22 protein-coding genes are annotated in these 18,675 nt (G+C 62.6%); 2 read left to right on the forward strand and 20 right to left on the reverse strand.

The genetic code is table 11. The features are described from left to right. Positions 1–129 precede the first annotated feature (129 nt). The 10 genes from ACM6IM_RS12940 to ccmA all read right to left on the reverse strand — a co-directional run bounded on the left by ACM6IM_RS12940 (position 130) and on the right by ccmA (position 7,501). On the reverse strand, positions 130–534 hold the full coding sequence (locus ACM6IM_RS12940; protein ID WP_414865324.1) for a hypothetical protein: 405 nt from the start codon (positions 532–534) through the stop codon (positions 130–132). Between the two features lie 13 nt (positions 535–547). Beyond that, positions 548–1,750, reverse strand: coding sequence for a c-type cytochrome biogenesis protein CcmI (gene ccmI / locus ACM6IM_RS12945; RefSeq protein WP_414865325.1), 1,203 nt, complete (start codon positions 1,748–1,750; stop codon positions 548–550). Beyond that, complete coding sequence (locus tag ACM6IM_RS12950) at positions 1,747–2,220, reverse strand: cytochrome c-type biogenesis protein (RefSeq protein ID WP_201189702.1); 474 nt, start codon at positions 2,218–2,220, stop codon at positions 1,747–1,749. Before ACM6IM_RS12950 ends, ccmI begins: the two co-directional genes overlap by 4 nt. Continuing rightward, positions 2,217–2,753 carry a DsbE family thiol:disulfide interchange protein gene (locus ACM6IM_RS12955; RefSeq protein WP_201189704.1) on the reverse strand — a complete coding sequence of 179 codons (537 nt, stop codon included), beginning with the start codon at positions 2,751–2,753 and terminating at the stop codon, positions 2,217–2,219. Before ACM6IM_RS12955 ends, ACM6IM_RS12950 begins: the two co-directional genes overlap by 4 nt. Next, complete coding sequence (locus ACM6IM_RS12960; protein WP_414865326.1) at positions 2,750–4,738, reverse strand: heme lyase CcmF/NrfE family subunit; 1,989 nt, start codon at positions 4,736–4,738, stop codon at positions 2,750–2,752. Before ACM6IM_RS12960 ends, ACM6IM_RS12955 begins: the two co-directional genes overlap by 4 nt. Positions 4,739–4,741: 3 nt before the next feature. Then, entirely contained in the window at positions 4,742–5,197 is a 456-nt protein-coding gene (gene ccmE / locus ACM6IM_RS12965; protein WP_192302099.1) for a cytochrome c maturation protein CcmE, read from the reverse strand. Further along, complete coding sequence (ccmD, locus tag ACM6IM_RS12970) at positions 5,194–5,370, reverse strand: heme exporter protein CcmD (protein WP_064679077.1); 177 nt, start codon at positions 5,368–5,370, stop codon at positions 5,194–5,196. The genes ccmE and ccmD overlap by 4 nt, the downstream gene beginning before the upstream one ends. Further along, positions 5,367–6,122 (reverse strand): heme ABC transporter permease, encoded by a 756-nt coding sequence (locus tag ACM6IM_RS12975; RefSeq protein ID WP_192302100.1) that lies wholly within the window; start codon positions 6,120–6,122, stop codon positions 5,367–5,369. Before ACM6IM_RS12975 ends, ccmD begins: the two co-directional genes overlap by 4 nt. Positions 6,123–6,200: 78 nt before the next feature. Then, positions 6,201–6,869: a heme exporter protein CcmB gene (gene ccmB, locus ACM6IM_RS12980; RefSeq protein ID WP_414865327.1), complete on the reverse strand. Its 669-nt coding sequence runs from the start codon at positions 6,867–6,869 to the stop codon at positions 6,201–6,203. Beyond that, on the reverse strand, positions 6,866–7,501 hold the full coding sequence (ccmA, locus tag ACM6IM_RS12985) for a cytochrome c biogenesis heme-transporting ATPase CcmA (protein WP_414865328.1): 636 nt from the start codon (positions 7,499–7,501) through the stop codon (positions 6,866–6,868). Before ccmA ends, ccmB begins: the two co-directional genes overlap by 4 nt. A 196-nt stretch (positions 7,502–7,697) precedes the next feature. Here ccmA and ACM6IM_RS12990 point away from each other — a divergent pair, with 196 nt between their 5' ends. Next, on the forward strand, positions 7,698–9,272 hold the full coding sequence (locus ACM6IM_RS12990) for a flagellar hook-length control protein FliK (RefSeq protein WP_192302103.1): 1,575 nt from the start codon (positions 7,698–7,700) through the stop codon (positions 9,270–9,272). Next, complete coding sequence (locus ACM6IM_RS12995; RefSeq protein WP_414865329.1) at positions 9,269–9,598, forward strand: EscU/YscU/HrcU family type III secretion system export apparatus switch protein; 330 nt, start codon at positions 9,269–9,271, stop codon at positions 9,596–9,598. The genes ACM6IM_RS12990 and ACM6IM_RS12995 overlap by 4 nt, the downstream gene beginning before the upstream one ends. A gap of 48 nt (positions 9,599–9,646) precedes the next feature. Here ACM6IM_RS12995 and ACM6IM_RS13000 read toward each other — a convergent pair whose 3' ends face one another. The 10 genes from ACM6IM_RS13000 to ACM6IM_RS13045 all read right to left on the reverse strand — a co-directional run bounded on the left by ACM6IM_RS13000 (position 9,647) and on the right by ACM6IM_RS13045 (position 18,639). Next, positions 9,647–10,039, reverse strand: a complete 393-nt coding sequence (locus tag ACM6IM_RS13000; RefSeq protein ID WP_192302105.1) for a DUF2802 domain-containing protein — start codon at positions 10,037–10,039, stop codon at positions 9,647–9,649. Further along, complete coding sequence (locus tag ACM6IM_RS13005; RefSeq protein ID WP_192302106.1) at positions 10,040–10,525, reverse strand: chemotaxis protein CheW; 486 nt, start codon at positions 10,523–10,525, stop codon at positions 10,040–10,042. A gap of 74 nt (positions 10,526–10,599) precedes the next feature. Next, positions 10,600–11,478 carry a chemotaxis protein CheW gene (locus ACM6IM_RS13010; RefSeq protein WP_414865330.1) on the reverse strand — a complete coding sequence of 293 codons (879 nt, stop codon included), beginning with the start codon at positions 11,476–11,478 and terminating at the stop codon, positions 10,600–10,602. Position 11,479: 1 nt separating this feature from the next. Further along, positions 11,480–12,268 carry a ParA family protein gene (locus ACM6IM_RS13015; protein ID WP_192302108.1) on the reverse strand — a complete coding sequence of 263 codons (789 nt, stop codon included), beginning with the start codon at positions 12,266–12,268 and terminating at the stop codon, positions 11,480–11,482. A 43-nt stretch (positions 12,269–12,311) separates the two neighbouring features. Further along, on the reverse strand, positions 12,312–13,202 hold the full coding sequence (gene motD / locus ACM6IM_RS13020; RefSeq protein WP_201189714.1) for a flagellar motor protein MotD: 891 nt from the start codon (positions 13,200–13,202) through the stop codon (positions 12,312–12,314). A gap of 15 nt (positions 13,203–13,217) precedes the next feature. Then, positions 13,218–13,958 (reverse strand): flagellar motor protein, encoded by a 741-nt coding sequence (locus ACM6IM_RS13025; RefSeq protein WP_192302110.1) that lies wholly within the window; start codon positions 13,956–13,958, stop codon positions 13,218–13,220. Then, entirely contained in the window at positions 13,958–15,094 is a 1,137-nt protein-coding gene (locus ACM6IM_RS13030) for a protein-glutamate methylesterase/protein-glutamine glutaminase (protein WP_414865331.1), read from the reverse strand. The genes ACM6IM_RS13025 and ACM6IM_RS13030 overlap by 1 nt, the downstream gene beginning before the upstream one ends. A 50-nt stretch (positions 15,095–15,144) precedes the next feature. Further along, a complete protein-coding gene (locus ACM6IM_RS13035; protein WP_414865332.1) occupies positions 15,145–17,403 on the reverse strand; it encodes a chemotaxis protein CheA in 2,259 nt (752 codons plus the stop codon). A gap of 53 nt (positions 17,404–17,456) precedes the next feature. Next, positions 17,457–18,245, reverse strand: a complete 789-nt coding sequence (locus ACM6IM_RS13040; protein ID WP_414865333.1) for a protein phosphatase CheZ — start codon at positions 18,243–18,245, stop codon at positions 17,457–17,459. A 22-nt stretch (positions 18,246–18,267) separates the two neighbouring features. Next, entirely contained in the window at positions 18,268–18,639 is a 372-nt protein-coding gene (locus tag ACM6IM_RS13045; protein WP_003183998.1) for a chemotaxis response regulator CheY, read from the reverse strand. Positions 18,640–18,675: the final 36 nt, after the last annotated feature.

Raw genomic sequence — 18,675 nt, forward strand, 5'->3', positions numbered from 1 at the left:
GATATCTCTGTTGACTCTGTCGACCTCTTCGCGGGCAAGCCCGCCAGCGCCATCAGCGGCAAACCGGTCTCGCTCCCACTTTCCGGTATTCAACAGGCACAAAAAAGGCGACCCGGAGGTCGCCTTTTCCTATTGCCCGAATTGCCGTCCCAGGCCACCCGGGACGCCGTGGATATCGGTATCTTCCCACGGCCCGTTGGGGCTGATCGAGCGGCTCCAGCCGTTGTTCCAGCGGTAATAGGTGCGCTGGCGATAGAAAGTGTTGGGCTGATCGTCGAGCACATACACGCCCATTTTCTGATCCCAATGGCTATTGCCCCCCGGCGGTGGCGCGAAGCTGGCGGACGTGCGGGGCAGCGGCTTGGCAGGTTTGGCCGGGACAGCGGGCTTGCCGGGCGCCGGGCTGGTCGAAGGCGTCGGACTGGGTTGCGCGGGCGGGATCGGTGGCAGCGGCGTAGGCTCGGGCCGCTGGACCGCACACGCGCTTAACCCCAACACCAGACTGAGGAGGGTGATACGTGCGAGAACGGTCATGGCGGCTTTCCTGTTATTGGTCCGGGCTGTCGATGGTCAGTTTCTGCGCCGCGGTGGTGCTGCTGGCCATAGGCTGGCTGCGACCGACCCACTCACCGGCAGTCGGTTGACCGGCGCGGGAGATGCGTGCAACCAGTTGGACTTCAGGAAAGTTGGACAGTTTCAACTGCGGCATCATCGCATCGGCATCGCCCAGTTCCACGGTCGCCGGCAAGTCGGCCACCGTCAGGCGCTTGGCCGCCAGCGGTGCCGGCGGGCCGGATACGGCGCGGGCGAAAATGAACACACTGTCGCTCGGCTGAACCTTGGCTTTGAGCTCCGGCGCCAGATCGACGCTGACCTTGAGCAGCGCCGCCTTGGCGGCAATGGGCGCCTTGGCCACTTTGCCGCCGCTGGCCTCGAGTTTTTCCGTCGCCCGGTCGATACCGCCCTGCAGCGCAGCGCGGGAATTGTCTTCCGGTGGCAGTTGCGTCAACAGGCGCGTCCAGTAGTCGATGGCGTCCTGATAACGCGCACTCTCGAACGCGGCGATGCCCAGCAAGCCGAGGCTGGTGACCTCTTTCGGATCGGCCTTCAACGCTTCATCGGTCAGGGCCTGGACCTTGTCCGACCACTGCTTGCCATCGGCAAAATACTGGGCCTGGGCCCATTGCCCCAACAGCTCGGGCTGACGTCCGGCCAAGTTGACCGTGCGCTCGAAGATCTTCGCCGCGTCGGCGGGACGATCCTGCGCCATGTAGGTCCGGCCGAGGAAGTACAGGCCTTCGGCCGAATCCGGTTGCGCGGCGACGGCGCGTTCCAGGCGCCGGGTCATTTCTTCCATCGATTGCGGCGCCTGGGCGAACTCGCGGGTCAGTTCGACCTTGTCGCTGGCACCGAAATGCAGATACAGCCCCAGACCCAGCAGCGGGACCAGGACGGCGGCCAACAGGGGCAACGTTTTGCCCAGGCGTGACATCCGCGGCGTATCGGCACCTTCGGTGTCGGCCAGCAGTTCACGGGCCGCTTCGGCACGGCCGCTGTCCATTTGCGCGTTGTCGAGAACACCCTCTTGCTGCTGGGTCTGCAACTCGGCCACGCGCTCCTGATACAGCGCGACGTTCAGGGCAGTACGATCCTCTTCAAGCTGGGCCCGACGGCCGCGCAGAACGGGGATCAGCAGAAAACTCAGGGCAACCAGTAGCAGCAGACCTGCAGCGAGCCAGAAATCAATCATTCTTGGTTTTTATCCAACAGTTGGTCGAGGCGCTCACGCTCTTCAGAGGAAAGCTCGGTCCGGTTCTCGGCACGTTGTTGCACGCGCCGGCGGCGGACGATCACGGCGATGACCACCACGCCGCCCAGCAACAGGCCGGCCGGGCCAAACCAGAGCAACGCGGTCTTGGCCGTCAGGGCCGGTTTGTAACGGACGAAATCACCGTAGCGATCGACCATGAAGTCGATGATCTGCTGGTTGTCCTTGCCCTCGCCCAACATGCGGAAAATCTCCTTGCGCAGGTCGGCGGCGATCGGTGCGTTGGAATCGGCGATGTCCTGATTCTGGCACTTGGGGCAACGCAGCTCTTTGGTCAGCTCGCGAAAGCGTTCGCGATCGGCTTCCCTGGCGAACTCGTAGGTATCGATGGCGGCGTGGGCCACCCCCGCGATGCTCAATCCCAGGATGGCCGCGGCAATCCAGCGCTTCATGGCTTGGCCTCGTCCACCAGGGCCTGGTACTTGGCCGCCAGTTTCTCGCGCCAGACCTGCTCGTCGATCACCCCGACGAACTTGTCGCGGATGATGCCCCTGGCGTCGATGAAAAAGGTTTCCGGAGCGCCGTACACGCCCAGGTTCAAGCCGAGCGTGCCCTCGTCATCGCGGATGTCCAGCTGATACGGGTTGTGGAACTCCGCCAGCCACTTCAAGGCGTCGGCGTTGACGTCCTTGTAGTTGATGCCGTAGATCACCACCCCCTTCTCGGCCAGTTTGTTCAGCACCGGATGCTCGACCCGGCAGGAAATGCACCAGGTGCCCCACACGTTGACCAATGCCGGTTTACCGACGATGTCGGCCCGGGTCAGGGTCCTGTCGCCCTGCACCGCTGGCAGGGAAAACTCGGGGAACGGCTTGCCGATCATCGCCGAAGGCAACTCGGCCGGGTCCAGGTAGAGCCCGCGATACAGGAAAACAGCAACCACCAGAAAAATCGCCAGTGGCAACAGCATCAACCAACGTTTCATGCAGTGGCTCCACTCATGCCCAGTGCTTCCCGCACGCGGCTTTTTACCTTGACCCTGTAGCGCCGGTCCAACGCGGCCAGCACCCCGCCCAGGCCTGTGAGCAAACCGCCGAACCAGATCCAGCGCACGAACGGCTTGACGTGTACACGCACCGCCCAGGCACCGTCGCCCAGGGGTTCACCGAGGGCAACATACAGGTCACGGGTGAATCCGGCGTCGATCCCGGCTTCGGTCATCACCGAGTTCTGCACGGTATACAGGCGTTTTTCCGGGTGCAGCACGCTGACTTCCTTGCCGTCACGGATCACCCGCACGATGCCCTTGTCGGAGGTGAAATTCGGGCCCTCGAAGTGCTTGGCACCTTCGAAGAGGAACTGATAACCGCCCAGCTCCATCGATTCGCCCGGTGCCAGGCGCAGGTCGCGCTCGGCACTGTTCTGGCTCGACAGGACGACACCCAGCGCGCACACGGCGATCCCCAGGTGCGCCACCTGCATGCCCCAATAGCTGCGGGTCAGGGTCGGCAAGCCCTTGATCAGGCCCTTGTGGCGAGTCTTGTCGAAGATGTCGCGCACACCGGCCAGCAACACCCACGCGGCGAGCATGAACGTCGCGATCACCGCCCAGTTGAAATCGCCGTAAGCGACGCCCGCCACCACGGCCAGTGCAGCGCTGCCGAGCAACACCGGGGTCAGCATGCCGACCAGCCATTTGACCGGGGTGTCTTTCCAGCGCACCAGCACGCCGACCGCCATCACCACCATCAACACGGCCATCAGGGGAATGAACAGCGCGTTGAAGTAAGGCGGGCCAACGGACAGCTTGGCACCGGTCATCGCATCGAGGATCAACGGGTACAGGGTGCCCAGCAGAATCATCGACGCGGCGACCACCAGCACCAGGTTGTTGCCCAGCAACAGGGTTTCCCGGGACCAGAGGTTGAAGCCGACCTGGCTCTTGACCACAGGCGCGCGCAGGGCGAACAACGTCAGCGAGCCACCGACCACGCACAGCAGGAACATCAGGATAAACACGCCGCGCTCAGGGTCGGAGGCAAACGCATGGACCGAGGTCAGCACGCCGGAGCGCACGAGGAACGTACCCAGCAGGCTCAGCGAGAATGCAGCGATGGCCAGCAAAACCGTCCAGCTCTTGAACACGCCGCGCTTTTCGGTGACCGCCAACGAGTGAATCAGCGCGGTGCCCACCAGCCATGGCATGAACGAGGCGTTTTCCACCGGGTCCCAGAACCACCAGCCGCCCCAGCCGAGTTCGTAGTAGGCCCACCACGACCCGAGGGTGATGCCGATACCGAGAAAGGCCCAGGCGACGATGGTCCATGGACGCGACCAGCGCGCCCAGGCGGCATCGAGGCGACCGCCGAGCAAGGCGGCGATGGCAAAGGCGAACGCCACGGAGAATCCGACATAGCCCATGTACAGCATTGGCGGATGCACGATCAGGCCGATGTCCTGCAGCAACGGATTGAGGTCACGGCCGTCGGCGGGGATCTGCGGCAGGATGCGCGAGAACGGGTTGGAGGTGAGGATCAGGAACAGCAGGAAACCGCTGCTGATCATGCCCATCACCGCCAGCACCCGCGCCAGCATCACCTGCGGCAACTGCCGGGAGAAGACCGATACCGCAAAGGTCCAGCCGCCCAGGATAAATGCCCAGAGCAACAGCGAACCTTCATGCGCGCCCCACACGGCGCTGAACTTGTAGTACCACGGCAACGCACTGTTGGAGTTGCTGGCGACATAGGCGACCGAGAAGTCGTCGGTCATGAAGGCGTAGGTCAGGCAGCCGAAGGCAAACGCCAGAAAGGCGAACTGGCCCCAGGCGGCCGGCTGCGCCAGGCTCATCCACAGGCGGTCACCGCGCCAGGCGCCGAGCAACGGCACCACGGCCTGAAACAAGGCAAAACACAGTGCCAGGATCATCGCCAGATGGCCCAGCTCCGGGATAAAAAGACCGGAAGTCATCGATCAACCCTCCTTCGCGGGCGTTGGAGCAGATTGACCGCTTTCTTTCAAAGCCTTGGTCACTTCGGGCGGCATGTATTTTTCATCGTGCTTGGCCAACACTTCGTCGGCCACCACCACACCCTCGGCGTTGAGCTTGCCCAAGGCAACGATGCCCTGCCCTTCGCGGAACAGGTCCGGCAGGATGCCGCGGTAGCTGACGGTCACGGACTTCTGGAAGTCGGTGACGACGAACTTCACGTCCAGCGAGTCGCCGGAACGTTGCAGCGACCCCTTCTCGACCATGCCGCCGGCACGGATGCGCGTGTCCAGCGGCGCTTCGCCATTGGCAATCTGGGTCGGCGTGTAAAACAGGTTGATGTTCTGTTGCAGGGCGCTCAGGGCCAGGCCGACGGCTGCGCCGACACCGACCAGAATCGCGAGAATGATGATAAGACGCTTTTTACGCAGCGGATTCACTTGCCGTTCTCCCGGCGCAAACGACGCGCCTCTTGTTGCAGATACCGCTTGCGGGCCAGGACTGGCGCCGCCACGTTCAGGACCAGCACCGCCAGGCAGATGCCATAGGCTGACCAGACATACAGGCCATGATGGCCCATGGCGAGAAAATCGCCGAATGAAGCAAAACTCATCGAGCGGCCTCCAGGCTGTTCTGCACTTCTGCCTTGACCCAACTGGCGCGGGCCTCGCGTTTGAGCACTTCAAGGCGCATGCGCAACAACAGCACCGCACCGAAGAAGCAGTAGAAGCCCAATACCATCAGCAGCAGTGGCAGCCACATTTCCGCCGGCATCGCCGGTTTTTCCGTGAGGGTGAAGGTCGCGCCCTGGTGCAGGGTGTTCCACCACTCCACCGAGTACTTGATGATCGGGATATTGATCACGCCGACAATCGCCAGCACCGCACAGGCCTTGGCCGCACTGTCACGATTACTGATGGCGTTGCCCAGTGCAATGAGACCGAAGTACAGAAACAGCAGGATCAGCATCGACGTAAGTCGTGCATCCCAGACCCACCACGAGCCCCAGGTCGGCTTGCCCCAGATCGCGCCGGTGACCAGCGCCACGGCGGTCATCCAGGCACCGATGGGCGCCGCGCACTGCAGCGCGACATCGGCCAGCTTCATTTTCCACACCAGCCCGACAATGCCGCACACCGCGAGCATCACGTAGCAGGACTGGGCGAGCAACGCGGTGGGCACGTGGATATAGATGATGCGAAAGCTGTTGCCTTGCTGGTAGTCCGGCGGCGCGAAGGCCAGGCCCCAGACGGCGCCGACGCCGATCAGCAACAGTGCGGCGATGCTCAGCCAGGGCAACAGTCTGCCGCTGATGCCATAGAACCACTTGGGTGAGCCGAGCTTATGAAACCAGGTCCAGTTCATTGCTGTTTCCATCACGGTTGCCACTCGTCATCACGAGCAGCGCTGGGTCTTTGCTGATCAATATTTGATCAGACCTCATTATTCGCCGACGCTGATCTTCAGGCCAGCAGCGATTGCAAAAGGTGTCAGGGTTATCGCCAGGGCGGTCAGGCTGCCAAGCCACAGGAGATAACCGGTTGCCGGCATGCCCATCAAGGCGGCCTGCAAAGCGCCGCTGCCGAGAATCAACACCGGGATGTACAGCGGCAGAATCAGCAGCGCCAGCAACAGGCCGCCGCGCTTCAACCCCACCGTCAGGGCCGCACCCACGGCACCGAGCAGGCTCAGCACCGGTGTACCCAGCAACAGGGAAAGCAGCAACACCGGGAGACAGGCGGTGGGCAAACCGAGCATCAGTGCCAGCAGTGGAGCGAGTAAAACCAGAGCCAGGCCAGAGAAGGCCCAGTGTGCCAGTACCTTGGCCAAAACCAGAAGAGGCAGGGGGTGCGACGAAAGGACCCACTGTTCGAGGGAACCGTCCTCGAAATCACTGCGGAAAAGCCCGTCCAGCGAGAGCAGGACCGATAAAAGGGCCGCGACCCAGACCAGTCCCGGAGACAAGGTTTGCAACAATTGAGACTCGGGACCGACGGCCAGCGGGAACAGGGCGACCACGATCGCAAAGAACACCAGTGGATTGGCCAACTCCGCAGGGCGGCGGAACAACAAACGCGCCTCACGGGCGACCAGCAGACCGAACACACTCATGCGGCCCAATTCCCCAGGTCAATGTCACGATACCCGGCCGGCATGCGGGTCAGCGTGTGGTGAGTGGTCAACACCACCATGCCACCGCGTTCGCAGTGGCCGGCCAGATGAGATTCGAGTTGCGCCACGCCTTGCTTGTCCAGCGCGGTGAACGGCTCGTCGAGGATCCACAACGGCGGACTGTCGAGGTACAACCGCGCCAGCGCCACGCGACGTTGCTGGCCGGCAGACAGGGTGTGACAGGGAACATCCTCGAAGCCGCGCAGTCCGACGGCTGCCAGCGCGCTCCAGATGGCTTCATGGCTGGCCGGATGATGCAGGGCGCAGAGCCAGCTGAGGTTTTCCTCCGGCGTCAGCAGGTCCTTGATGCCGGCGGCATGCCCAATCCATAACAGGTTGCGCGCCAGTTCGTTGCGCTGTTCGTTGAGTGGTTGGCCGTTGAGCAGGATTTGCCCGGCCGTCGGCTGCATAAGACCGGACAGCAGGCGCAACAGGCTGGTCTTGCCACTGCCGTTGGGGCCGCTGATTTGCACCATTTCGCCACTGGCCAGTCTCAAATCGAGATTTTCGAACAGCAGTCGAAGGTCTCGCTCACAGGCGAGTGCGACGGTTTGCAGGACTGGACTGGTCAAGAGATCACGGGCCTTTACGGTTCAAGTCGGCAGCGGAGCGGCCGCTAAAGGGGTGCAGCATAGTCGCAATGGCGGCCTGTTCTAGAGAGCTGCGTCAAACAATTGCAATGTTTTTGCCACTCTCCGAAAGACGGGCGGCATTATACATGCCATGCCCTACTCTAATGAGGGCAATTTCTTCAGGTTGTGACCGCGTATGACAGGCGAAATGAACATCCTCCCGCTCCCGCAGCCCACACCCGCGACCTCACGGCCGCTGGTGGTCAGCGGTGACCTGCTCAAGTTGCTGACGCCGATGGAAGGCCTGATCACGCCCGGCCAGTCGGCCAAGGCTGAAGTGCTGTCGCTGAAGCAGGCGGACCAGACCTTTCAACTGCTGCTCAAGGTCACCCTCGAGAACGGCCGGCAGACCACGGTCCAGGCCACCAGCAGCCAACCGCTGCCCCAGGGTACGAACCTGGCGATCACCCAGCCCTCGGCGAGCAATCTGGCCGTGACGGTGCAACAGGCGATTGCCTCCAGTGTCGCCACCCTCACCCGCATCGACACCGCGCAACTGCCGGTGGGCACATTGTTGCAAGGCAAGGTGCTGACGGCCCAGGTGCTGCCGCAAGTGCCGGGCCAGCCAACGGTATTTCGCTCGCTGGTGAGCCTGCTCAACACCGCATTGAGCGGCCGGACGCTGACCCTCGACAGCCCGACGCCCCTGCGCATCGGCACCTTGCTCAGCGCCCAGGTGCAAGACAGCCAGACCCTGAAATTCGTCCCGCTGAGCAGTCGTCAGGAACAACTGGCGGTTACTCAGCAACTGGCCAGCCAACAGAGTCGCCAGGGCTCGCTGGACGGCCTGCTGAAATTGCTGCAAAACCTGCCGGCCACCGACCAGACGTCCAGCGACCTGAGGGCGGCGGCGAACAGGCTGCTCGCCGGCCTGCCGGACGCTCAGCAACTGAGCACCCCCAAAGGCCTGGCGCTGGCACTGGCCAGTAGCGGCGCCTTCCTCGAATCGAAGCTGTTGGGCGGACAAAACCCGACGCTGGCGCCGGACTTGAAAGGCGACCTGCTCAGGTTGATTGCACAAGTGACCCAGGGACTGCCGACCAACACCAATCTCAACGCGATCATTGCGGCCAACACCCTCGCCCAGGCCATGCCGAGCTTCGTGCGCAATGCCCTGGGCATGCTCGGGCAGGTCAGCGCCAAGCCGTCACCGACCGGATTCCCGCTGCCCGAGCGCCTGTTGCAGAGCGCGGAAGGCGAAGACGATCTCGAACACCTGCTGCGCCTGGCTGCCGCAGCGGTTTCTCGCCTGCAAAGCCACCAGTTGTCGAGCCTGGAGCAGACCGGCGTGACCAGCGACGGTCGCCTGATGAGCACCTGGCAGCTGGAAATCCCGATGCGCAACCTGCAAGACATCGTGCCCCTGCAAGTCAAGTTTCAGCGCGAGGAAGCACCGGAAAAGGAACAGCCCCAGGAGCGCCGCGACGAACGCGAACCCAAACAGCAATTGTGGCGCGTCGATCTGGCGTTCGACATGGAACCGCTGGGCCCGCTGCAGATCCAGGCGCAACTGATTCAGGGCAGCCTGTCGAGCCAGTTGTGGGCCGAACGGCCCTACACGGCGAGCCTGATCGAAAGCAACCTGGCCGCGCTGCGCCAACGCCTGTTGGACTCGGGCCTGAACGTGGGCGACCTCGATTGCCACCAAGGCAAACCGCCCCAAGGTCCACAAACCCGTCTCGAACAACGCTGGGTCGACGAAACCGCATGAACAACACCCACGCCCCACGCCAGGCCATCGCGCTGAAATACGACGGCAGCCACGCACCGACCCTGACCGCCAAGGGCGATGAGGAAATGGCCGAAGAAATCCTGCGGATCGCCCGCGACTATGAAGTGCCGATCTACGAAAACGCCGAGCTGGTGAGACTGCTGGCGCGCATGGAGCTGGGAGACAGTATTCCGGAGGAGCTGTACCGCACGATCGCCGAGATCATTGCGTTTGCCTGGAACCTGAAAGGCAAGTTTCCTGCCGGGCAGGACCCGGATGCGCCGATGGTCGAGAAAGACGTGACCGACCGTGGGGATGATTACTGAGGTGTTGGGGACGCCATCGCCGGCGAGCCGGCGATTGGGTACTGACCATCAACTCTTGTGCAACTTGCTCATCAACTCGGCCTCAGCCTGGGTCAAACCGCAGGACTGGGTCAGTTCATCGACGCTCGCTCCCATCCCGACCAATCGCGCCGCCTGGGCAAACGACAGGCTCGACGGGTCGCGCTGTTCCAGTTGAGCCAGCTTGTCCGGCAACGGAGCAACCACCGCGCGCAGCTCATGCAGGTCTTCCCCCATGCGCACGGTGCCGCTCTGGTAGTTCTCAACCAGTCTGGCCAGTTCCTTGATGCGCTGATCGCGCAGCGCATCGCCCTGGGCCTGTTGCGCGGCGATCTGCCGCTGCCCGCGAATGTACGCCAGGAACATTGCCAGCGTGCCTGCCCAGAACAGGAACAGGACAATGACCGCAACCTCGAGAATCAATCAGATATTCTCCAGTTCCGACCATTCCTCTTCGCTCATCATCTTGTCCAGTTCGACCAGGATCAGCAGCTCGTTGTTCTTGTTGCACACGCCCTGGATGAACTTGGCGGACTCTTCATTGCCCACGTTCGGCGCGGTTTCGATTTCCGACTGACGCAGGTAAACCACTTCGGCCACGCTGTCGACCATGATGCCGACCACTTGCTTGTCGGCCTCGATGATGACGATCCGGGTGTTGTCGCTGATCTCGGCATTCATCAGGCCGAAGCGCTGGCGGGTGTCGATCACGGTGACCACGTTGCCGCGCAGGTTGATGATGCCCAGCACGTAGCTTGGGGCACCCGGAACCGGAGCGATCTCGGTGTAACGCAGGACTTCCTGAACGCGCATCACGTTGATGCCGTAGGTTTCATTGTCCAGCTTGAAGGTTACCCATTGCAGGATCGGATCTTCGGAACCCTTTGCAGACGACGCCTTATCATTCATACCCTGACCCCTCGAAAAACCGCCCTGGCGGTGTGTGTTCGGTGCGATGGCAACTCATTTGCCCCGCGTGTTTTTTATGTTGGCTTGTGGACCGGCTTGCTGCCGCCCAGGTGTTTTGCGCCGCCACTGGCAATCAGCTCGGCCAGCGCGGCCACGTCGAGCAACGCACACATGTGTTCAATGACCGTGCCTGCCAGCCACGGCCGTTGGCCACGATGGGTGCGCCATTTGATTTCGTTCGGGTCCAGGCGCAATGAGCGGCTGACCTGATGCACCGCCAGCCCCCACTCGTAGCCCTGGACCGAAATGACGTACTGCAGGCCCTGGCGGAAGTCGTCCCGGTATCGGTCGGGCATGACCCAACGCGCGGTGTCGAGCACCTTCAGATTGCCGGCCTGGCTCGGCAGGATCCCGAGGAACCATTCCGGCTGACCGAACAGCGGCGTCAGCTCCTGGCCGGCCAGTGAATAAATCGAGCCCAGGCACACCAGCGGCACCGCGAGGGTCAGCCCGGCGACATCGAACAACAGGCATTCGAACGCGTCGGCGGCCCAGGCGGGACGACCGTCGGTTTCCACCGGCGGCGGCGTGTTGCTGGGTGGCAAATGGACTTCGACGATCGGCGGCACCAGCGCCTGCAGCAACGGCGCGATGGTCGACACCGGCGCCATGACCGGGGTCGGTGCATCGATCAGCGCCACTGGCGCTTGCACGACAGGCGCGGCCACCGGTGCCGTAACCGGCGCAGGTTCTTGCGGCGCCTTCTGCGCGTCGCGGGCCTGCTCTTCAAGCACCGCTGCCTGGAACTCGTCGAGTGCCGCCTCGACCTCGATCACCTCGGCAATCGTCTCGATTTCCGCTGGCGCCTCTTCGGTCGCGTCCATCAGCAAGTTGTCCAGATAGGACTGAAGTGCAAGCTGCGGACGGGACGTGACTTTTACCGGGCGATTCATCTCACGCCACCTGCGCAACGGATTGCTGCGCGAGCAAATGCTTGAGCAGGGCACGATAGGCCAGCACCCCACGGCTCTTGCCGTCGAATTGCGAAGGGGTGACACCGGCACGGCTGGCGTCACGCAAGCGCGTGTCGACCGGAATATAGCCCTGCCAGATTTCGTCGGGGTACTTGTCGCGCAATACCCGCAAGGTCCCGAGGGACGCTTGCGTGCGGCGGTCGAACAGCGTCGGCACGATGCTGAAGGCCAGCGGCTGCTTGCGCGAGCGATTGACCATCGCCAGGGTATTGACCATGCGCTCCAGACCCTTGACCGCCAGGTGCTCGGTCTGCACGGGAATGACCAGTTGCTGACTGGCCGCCAGGGCATTGACCATCAGCACGCCGAGCAACGGCGGACTGTCGATCACGGCGTAATCGAAGTCCTGCCACAGTTGCGCGAGGCTCTTGGCGATCACCAGGCCCAGGCCGCTTTGCCCCGGCGACTGGCGTTCCAGCGTCGCCAGTGCGGTGCTCGACGGCAGCAGGGAAATACTGGCATGGCTGGTGGGCAACAGCAGTTGGCCGGGCAGGCCTTGCGGCACGCTGCCCTTGTGCAGGAACAGGTCGTAGCTGCTGTGCTCCAGGGTGTCTGGATCGTAACCGAAGTAGCTGGTCATCGAGCCGTGAGGGTCGAGATCGACCACGACCACGCGCTTGCCCGCCTCAGCCAGCAACCCGGCTAAAGCGATGGAGGAAGTGGTTTTACCAACACCACCCTTTTGATTGGCAACTGCCCAGACTCTCATTCGGATTGTTCCTCCCGGTCGAACCGGTCGACCGAGAAATAGCTCAACGTGTTAATACGGGTGACGGAGAATTGACGGCGCTCTCTCGTACCGGTGGTTTGACCGGTGCAGGTGCAGTTTGTGTGCCAGCACGCTTCAACGCGGCGTCAGGTTGCGCATTGGCAGTTCCGGTGCCGGTCAGGCTGCGCCGCACGTCGAGGTTGCGCGACACCACCAACACCACACGACGGTTGCGCGCCCTGCCCTCTGCCGTGGCGTTGTTGGCCACCGGCTGAAATTCGCCATACCCCACCGAGGCCATCCGGCCCGGGTTCACACCCTGCATCGCGAGCATGCGCACGATGCTCGCCGAACGCGCCGAGGACAGTTCCCAGTTGGTCGGGTACTGCGCCGTGCGGATCGGCTGGTCGTCGGTAAAACCTTCGACGTGAATCGGGTTGTCGAACGGCTTCAGAATCGCTGCCACCTTGTCGATGATGTTGAACGCGACGTCGCTGGGCATGGCATCGCCACTGCCGAACAGCAGGCTGGAATTGAGTTCGATCTCGACCCACAGTTCGTTGCCGCGCACGGTCATCTGATTGGAGCTGATCAAGTCGCCGAACGCCGCGCTGATGTCATCGGCGATGCTTTTCAGCGGATCGCTGGCCCCGGCGATACCGGCGTCGACCTGATCGCTGTCCTTGACCAGCGGCTTGGCCGGGGTCACGGTCTTCGGCCGCTCATCGCCGATGGGGATCGGCTGCACCGAGCGATCCGCATCGGTGAACACGCCGACGAGCGCCTGGGAAATGATCTTGTACTTGCCTTCGTTGATCGAGGAAATCGAGTACATCACCACGAAAAAGGCGAACAGCAGGGTAATGAAGTCGGCGTAGGAAACCAGCCAGCGTTCATGGTTCACATGCTCTTCATGTTGTCGGCGACGCGCCATGGTCCATTACCCCCATCAATCCATGAAGCCCTGAAGCTTCAACTCAATAGAGCGAGGGTTTTCGCCTTCGGCAATCGACAGAATGCCTTCCAGCAACATTTCGCGATAACGCGACTGGCGCAGTGCAACGGACTTGAGCTTGGCCGCGATCGGCAGCAGCACCAGGTTGGCACTGGCCACGCCGTAGATGGTGGCGACGAACGCCACGGCGATGCCACTGCCCAGGTTCGCCGGATCGGCCAGGTTGCCCATGACGTGGATCAGGCCCATGACCGCACCGATGATGCCGATGGTCGGCGCGTAGCCGCCCATGCTTTCGAAGACCTTGGCCGCTTCGATGTCGCGGCTTTCCTGGGTGTAGAAGTCCACTTCCAGAATGCTGCGGATGGCTTCCGGCTCGGCACCGTCGACCAGCAACTGCAGGCCCTTGCGCGAGTAGCTGTCAGGTTCGGCGTCCGCCACCCCTTCCAGACCCAGCAAACCTTCCTTGCGTGCGGTCAGACTCCAGTTCACCACGCGGTCGATGCCGCCAGCCAAATCCACGCGGGGCGGGAACAGAATCCAGCCGAGAATCTGCATGGCGCGCTTGAAGGCGCTCATGGGCGACTGCAGCAGCGCCGCGCCGATGGTCCCGCCGAGCACGATCAGCGCCGCAGGGCCGTTCGCCAGGGCACCGAGGTGACCGCCCTCGAGGAAGTTGCCGCCGATGATGGCGACGAACGCCATGATGATCCCGATAAGGCTGAGTACGTCCATCAGATGCACGCCTCGACCAGGTGCTTGCCTATGTCATCGAGGCCGTACACCGCGTCGGCGAGCTCGGCCTTCACGATAGCCATCGGCATGCCATAGATCACGCAGCTGGCTTCATCCTGGGCCCAGATCGAGCTGCCGCCCTGCTTGAGCAGGCGCGCACCTTCGCGGCCGTCGGCGCCCATGCCGGTCAACACCACCGCCAGAACTTTGTCGCCGTAGGATTTGGCCGCGGAACCGAAGGTGATGTCCACGCATGGCTTGTAGTTCAGACGCTCGTCGCCCGGCAGGATTTTCACCGCGCCGCGGCCATCGATCATCATCTGCTTGCCGCCCGGCGCCAGCAGTGCCAGGCCCGGACGCAGGATGTCGCCATCCTCGGCTTCCTTGACGCTGATTCGGCACAGCTTGTCCAGACGCTCGGCGAACGCCTTGGTGAAGGCCGCCGGCATGTGCTGGATCAACACGATCGGTGCCGGGAAATTGGCCGGCAACTGGGTCAACACCCGCTGCAGGGCCACCGGGCCGCCCGTGGACGTGCCAATGGCCACCAGTTTGTAGGCTTTGCGTTTGGGCGCCGGCGAAGACACTGCATGTGCCGGTGCGTGGGCAGGCGCAGGGGTCCGGGACGGCGTGATGGCCGCACGGACGGGCGCAGCGCTGCCATAACTGCTGGCGCTGGTGGGCGCGGAAGTCGGCGCGGGCGACGGTGCCGGTGCGCTGTAGGCGCTGACACGACGGTTGCTGCGCGAGATGCTGAGAATCTTCTCGCACAGCAGTTGCTTGACCTTCTCGGGGTTACGCGAGATGTCTTCGAAATTTTTCGGCAGGAAATCCACCGCACCGGCGTCCAGCGCGTCCAGGGTGACCCGGGCGCCTTCGTGCGTCAGTGAGGAGAACATCAACACCGGAGTCGGGCAGCGCTGCATGATGTGCCGCACCGCCGTGATGCCATCCATCATCGGCATCTCGTAGTCCATGGTGATCACGTCCGGCTTGAGGGCCAGCGCCTGATCGATCGCCTCTTTGCCATTGGTCGCCGTACCGACGACCTGGATATTGGAGTCCGCTGAAAGAATTTCCGAGACGCGGCGGCGGAAAAAACCCGAATCGTCCACCACCAGGACCTTGACTACCATAAACACTCCGTTAGGCGGGAGCGAGGCTAGGTCGCCCCGCTCCCCCTGAATCAAATACGCCGTGCGGCGTAACGCTTGAGCATGCTCGGAACATCGAGAATCAGCGCGATGCGGCCATCACCGGTGATGGTGGCGCCCGACATGCCCGGGGTTCCCTGCAGCATTTTGCCCAATGGCTTGATGACCACTTCTTCCTGGCCCACCAGTTGATCGACGACGAAGCCGATCCGCTGGGTGCCCACCGAAAGAATCACCACATGGCCCTCGCGCTGCTCTTCGTGAGCGGCGGAGCTGACCAGCCAGCGCTTGAGGTAGAACAATGGCAGTGCCTTGTCCCGCACGATCACCACTTCCTGGCCATCCACCACGTTGGTGGTCGACAGGTCGAGGTGGAAAATCTCGTTGACGTTCACCAGCGGGAACGCAAACGCCTGGTTGCCCAACATGACCATCAGCGTCGGCATGATCGCCAGGGTCAACGGCACCTTGATGACGATCTTCGAGCCCTGGCCCTTGGTCGAGTAGATGTTGATCGAACCGTTGAGCTGGGAAATCTTGGTCTTCACCACGTCCATGCCCACGCCACGACCCGACACGTCGGAGATCTCGGTCTTGGTCGAGAAACCCGGGGCGAAAATCAGGTTGTAGCACTCGGTGTCGCTCAGGCGATCGGCCGCATCCTTGTCCATCACCCCGCGTTTTACCGCGATGGCGCGCAGGACGTTCGGGTCCATGCCCTTGCCGTCATCGGAGATCGACAGCAGGATGTGGTCGCCTTCCTGCTCGGCGGCGAGGATGACCTTGCCACCACGGGCCTTGCCCGAGGCTTCGCGTTCTTCCGGCGACTCGATGCCGTGGTCGACCGCGTTGCGCACCAAGTGGACCAGCGGGTCGGCCAGGGCCTCGACGAGGTTCTTGTCGAGGTCGGTTTCTTCGCCGACCAGCTCCAGGTTGATCTCTTTCTTGAGCTGGCGTGCCAGGTCGCGGACCAGACGCGGGAAACGCCCGAACACCTTCTTGATCGGCTGCATCCGGGTCTTCATGACCGCGGTCTGCAGGTCGGCCGTGACCACATCGAGGTTGGACACCGCCTTGGACATGGCTTCATCGGCGCTGTTGGCACCCAGGCGCACCAGGCGGTTGCGCACCAGCACCAGCTCACCGACCATGTTCATGATTTCGTCGAGACGCGCGGTGTCGACCCGCACAGTGGTCTCGGCCTCGCTGGCCGGTTTTTCCGCAGGGGCTGCGGCGGCGGCCCGGGCAGGTGCCGGTGCAGCGGCAGGCTTCGGCGCGGGCGCAGGCTTGGGCGTTTCGGCCTTGGGCTCGGCAGCCTTGGCAGCCGGTGCCTTGGCAGCGGGGGTGGCGACCGAAGAAGCGGCGGCACCGCTGGCGACATCGGTGAACTTGCCCTTGCCGTGCAAATCGTCGAGCAGCGATTCGAACTCGTGATCGGTGATCAGGTCGCTGCCCGCCGCGGCGGCACTTGGCGCAGCCGAGGCCGGGACCGACGCGATGGCCGACTCCAGTGCGTCGACCGCAAAGTTGCCCTTGCCGTGCAACTGATCGAGCAATGCCTCGAATTCGTCGTCGGTAATGTCGGAGCTGTCGCCCGGCTCTTTCGGCGCGGCGGCGGCCGGAGCGGCTGGCGCTGCGCCCACCGCGTCGGCGGCGAACTGGCCCTTGCCGTGGAGCTGGTCGAGCAGCGACTCGAACTCGGCATCGGTGATTTCATCACTGGCCGCGTCGGACGCTGCGACCGGAGCAGCTGCCGGTGCCTCGGCCTCGGCCTTGACGGCGTTCAGCGAGTCCAGCAGTTGTTCGAATTCGTTATCGGTAATATCGCCCGACTCGGCTTCGGCGGCCGCTGCCTGTGGCGCTTCCACCACGTCGGCCACCGGCGCGGCCTGATCGGCCGATTGCGGCTCGGCCAGACGCGCCAGGGCGGCGAGCAATTCAGGTGTGGCAGCCGTGATCGGGCTGCGATCGCGGACTTCGCCGAACATGCTGTTCACCGAGTCCAGCGCTTCGAGAACCACGTCCATCAATTCCGAGTCGACGCGGCGCTCACCCTTGCGCAGGATGTCGAACACGTTCTCGGCGATGTGACAGCACTCCACCAGCTCATTGAGCTGAAGGAAGCCGGCGCCCCCTTTTACAGTGTGAAAACCGCGAAAAATTGCATTGAGCAAGTCCGCATCATCAGGTCGGCTTTCCAGCTCGACCAGCTGTTCGGACAGTTGCTCTAGAATCTCGCCGGCCTCAACCAGGAAATCCTGAAGGATCTCTTCATCGGCGCCGAAGCTCATTAAGGGTGTGCTCCTACAGGTCTAAAAACCCAAAAACCTAAAATGCCTGAATGTTAAAAGCCCAGGCTGGATAGCAAATCGTCCACGTCGTCCTGACCGGACACAACGTCTTCTCTTTTATCGGCATGAATCTGTGGACCTTCACCCTGAGAGAGATGTTTTTGTGGATCTTTTTCTGCAAGCATTGCTTCACGGTCATGTTCGATGCCCGCAAAGCGGTCCACCTGACTGGCCATGAGCACGAGCTTGAGCAGGTTGGCTTCAACTTCAGTGACCAATTGCGTGACACGCTTGATCACCTGGCCGGTGAGGTCCTGGTAATCCTGCGCGAGCAGGATGTCGTTGAGGTTGCTCGACACCGCCCGATTGTCCGTGCTGCTGCGTGCCAGAAAACCGTCGACACGCCGTGCCAGCTCGCGGAACTCCTCGGCCCCGACCTCGCGACGCATGAAGCGCCCCCAGTCGGTGCTCAGCGCCTGGGCTTCATCGCCCAGGCTGTTGACCAGGGGCGTTGAGCTCTCGACCAGGTCCATGGTGCGATTGGCAGCGGCCTCTGTCAGCTTGACAACATACCCCAGGCGTTCGGTGGCATCCGTGATCTGGGACACTTCCTCGGCTTGCGGCATGTTCGGATCGATCTGGAAATTGACGATCGCGCTATGCAACTCGCGGGTGAGCTTGCCCACTTCCTGATACAGGCCGCGGTCACGGGTCTGATTGAGCTCATGGATCAGTTGCACCGCGTCGCCGAACTTGCCTTTTTCAAGGCTTTCGACCAGTTCGACCGCATGTTTTTTCAGGGTCGACTCAAAGTCGCCCTGTGAAGATTCTTTGTGGTCCATAGCTCCCCCGTGGCGCCGTGACTCAACCGATGCGTTCGAAAATCTTCTCGATTTTTTCTTTCAACGCCTGGGCCGTGAAGGGTTTGACCACATAACCGTTTACACCGGCCTGGGCCGCTTCGATGATCTGCTCGCGCTTGGCTTCAGCCGTCACCATCAGTACCGGCAGGTGCTTGAGCTTTTCGTCGGCGCGCACGTGGCGCAGCAGATCGATACCGGTCATGCCGGGCATGTTCCAGTCGGTGACCAGAAAGTCGATGCTTCCGCTGTTGAGAACCGGAATGGCGGTGGTGCCATCGTCAGCCTCGACCGTGTTGGTGAACCCAAGGTCACGCAACAGGTTCTTGATGATCCGCCGCATCGTTGAGAAGTCATCAACGATGAGGATTTTCATGTTCTTGTCCAATTCGACCTCCAAGCAGTCTTAAAC

It is taken from the genome of Pseudomonas sp. IT-P12, from assembly GCF_949767465.1.
Taxonomy (GTDB): Bacteria; Pseudomonadota; Gammaproteobacteria; order Pseudomonadales; family Pseudomonadaceae; genus Aquipseudomonas.

What these genes read in the sequence shown, in the direction of transcription:
- ACM6IM_RS12940 (WP_414865324.1), bottom strand. Translation starts at nt 534, where the DNA reads ATGACCGTTCTCGCACGTATCACCCTCCTCAGTCTGGTGTTGGGGTTA.
- ccmI (WP_414865325.1), bottom strand. Translation starts at nt 1,750, where the DNA reads ATGATTGATTTCTGGCTCGCTGCAGGTCTGCTGCTACTGGTTGCCCTG.
- ACM6IM_RS12950 (WP_201189702.1), bottom strand. Translation starts at nt 2,220, where the DNA reads ATGAAGCGCTGGATTGCCGCGGCCATCCTGGGATTGAGCATCGCGGGG.
- ACM6IM_RS12955 (WP_201189704.1), bottom strand. Translation starts at nt 2,753, where the DNA reads ATGAAACGTTGGTTGATGCTGTTGCCACTGGCGATTTTTCTGGTGGTT.
- ACM6IM_RS12960 (WP_414865326.1), bottom strand. Translation starts at nt 4,738, where the DNA reads ATGACTTCCGGTCTTTTTATCCCGGAGCTGGGCCATCTGGCGATGATC.
- ccmD (WP_064679077.1), bottom strand. Translation starts at nt 5,370, where the DNA reads ATGAGTTTTGCTTCATTCGGCGATTTTCTCGCCATGGGCCATCATGGC.
- ACM6IM_RS12975 (WP_192302100.1), bottom strand. Translation starts at nt 6,122, where the DNA reads ATGAACTGGACCTGGTTTCATAAGCTCGGCTCACCCAAGTGGTTCTAT.
- ccmB (WP_414865327.1), bottom strand. Translation starts at nt 6,869, where the DNA reads ATGAGTGTGTTCGGTCTGCTGGTCGCCCGTGAGGCGCGTTTGTTGTTC.
- ACM6IM_RS12990 (WP_192302103.1), top strand. Translation starts at nt 7,698, where the DNA reads ATGACAGGCGAAATGAACATCCTCCCGCTCCCGCAGCCCACACCCGCG.
- ACM6IM_RS12995 (WP_414865329.1), top strand. Translation starts at nt 9,269, where the DNA reads ATGAACAACACCCACGCCCCACGCCAGGCCATCGCGCTGAAATACGAC.
- ACM6IM_RS13005 (WP_192302106.1), bottom strand. Translation starts at nt 10,525, where the DNA reads ATGAATGATAAGGCGTCGTCTGCAAAGGGTTCCGAAGATCCGATCCTG.
- ACM6IM_RS13010 (WP_414865330.1), bottom strand. Translation starts at nt 11,478, where the DNA reads ATGAATCGCCCGGTAAAAGTCACGTCCCGTCCGCAGCTTGCACTTCAG.
- ACM6IM_RS13015 (WP_192302108.1), bottom strand. Translation starts at nt 12,268, where the DNA reads ATGAGAGTCTGGGCAGTTGCCAATCAAAAGGGTGGTGTTGGTAAAACC.
- motD (WP_201189714.1), bottom strand. Translation starts at nt 13,202, where the DNA reads ATGGCGCGTCGCCGACAACATGAAGAGCATGTGAACCATGAACGCTGG.
- ACM6IM_RS13025 (WP_192302110.1), bottom strand. Translation starts at nt 13,958, where the DNA reads ATGGACGTACTCAGCCTTATCGGGATCATCATGGCGTTCGTCGCCATC.
- ACM6IM_RS13030 (WP_414865331.1), bottom strand. Translation starts at nt 15,094, where the DNA reads ATGGTAGTCAAGGTCCTGGTGGTGGACGATTCGGGTTTTTTCCGCCGC.
- ACM6IM_RS13035 (WP_414865332.1), bottom strand. Translation starts at nt 17,403, where the DNA reads ATGAGCTTCGGCGCCGATGAAGAGATCCTTCAGGATTTCCTGGTTGAG.
- ACM6IM_RS13040 (WP_414865333.1), bottom strand. Translation starts at nt 18,245, where the DNA reads ATGGACCACAAAGAATCTTCACAGGGCGACTTTGAGTCGACCCTGAAA.
- ACM6IM_RS13045 (WP_003183998.1), bottom strand. Translation starts at nt 18,639, where the DNA reads ATGAAAATCCTCATCGTTGATGACTTCTCAACGATGCGGCGGATCATC.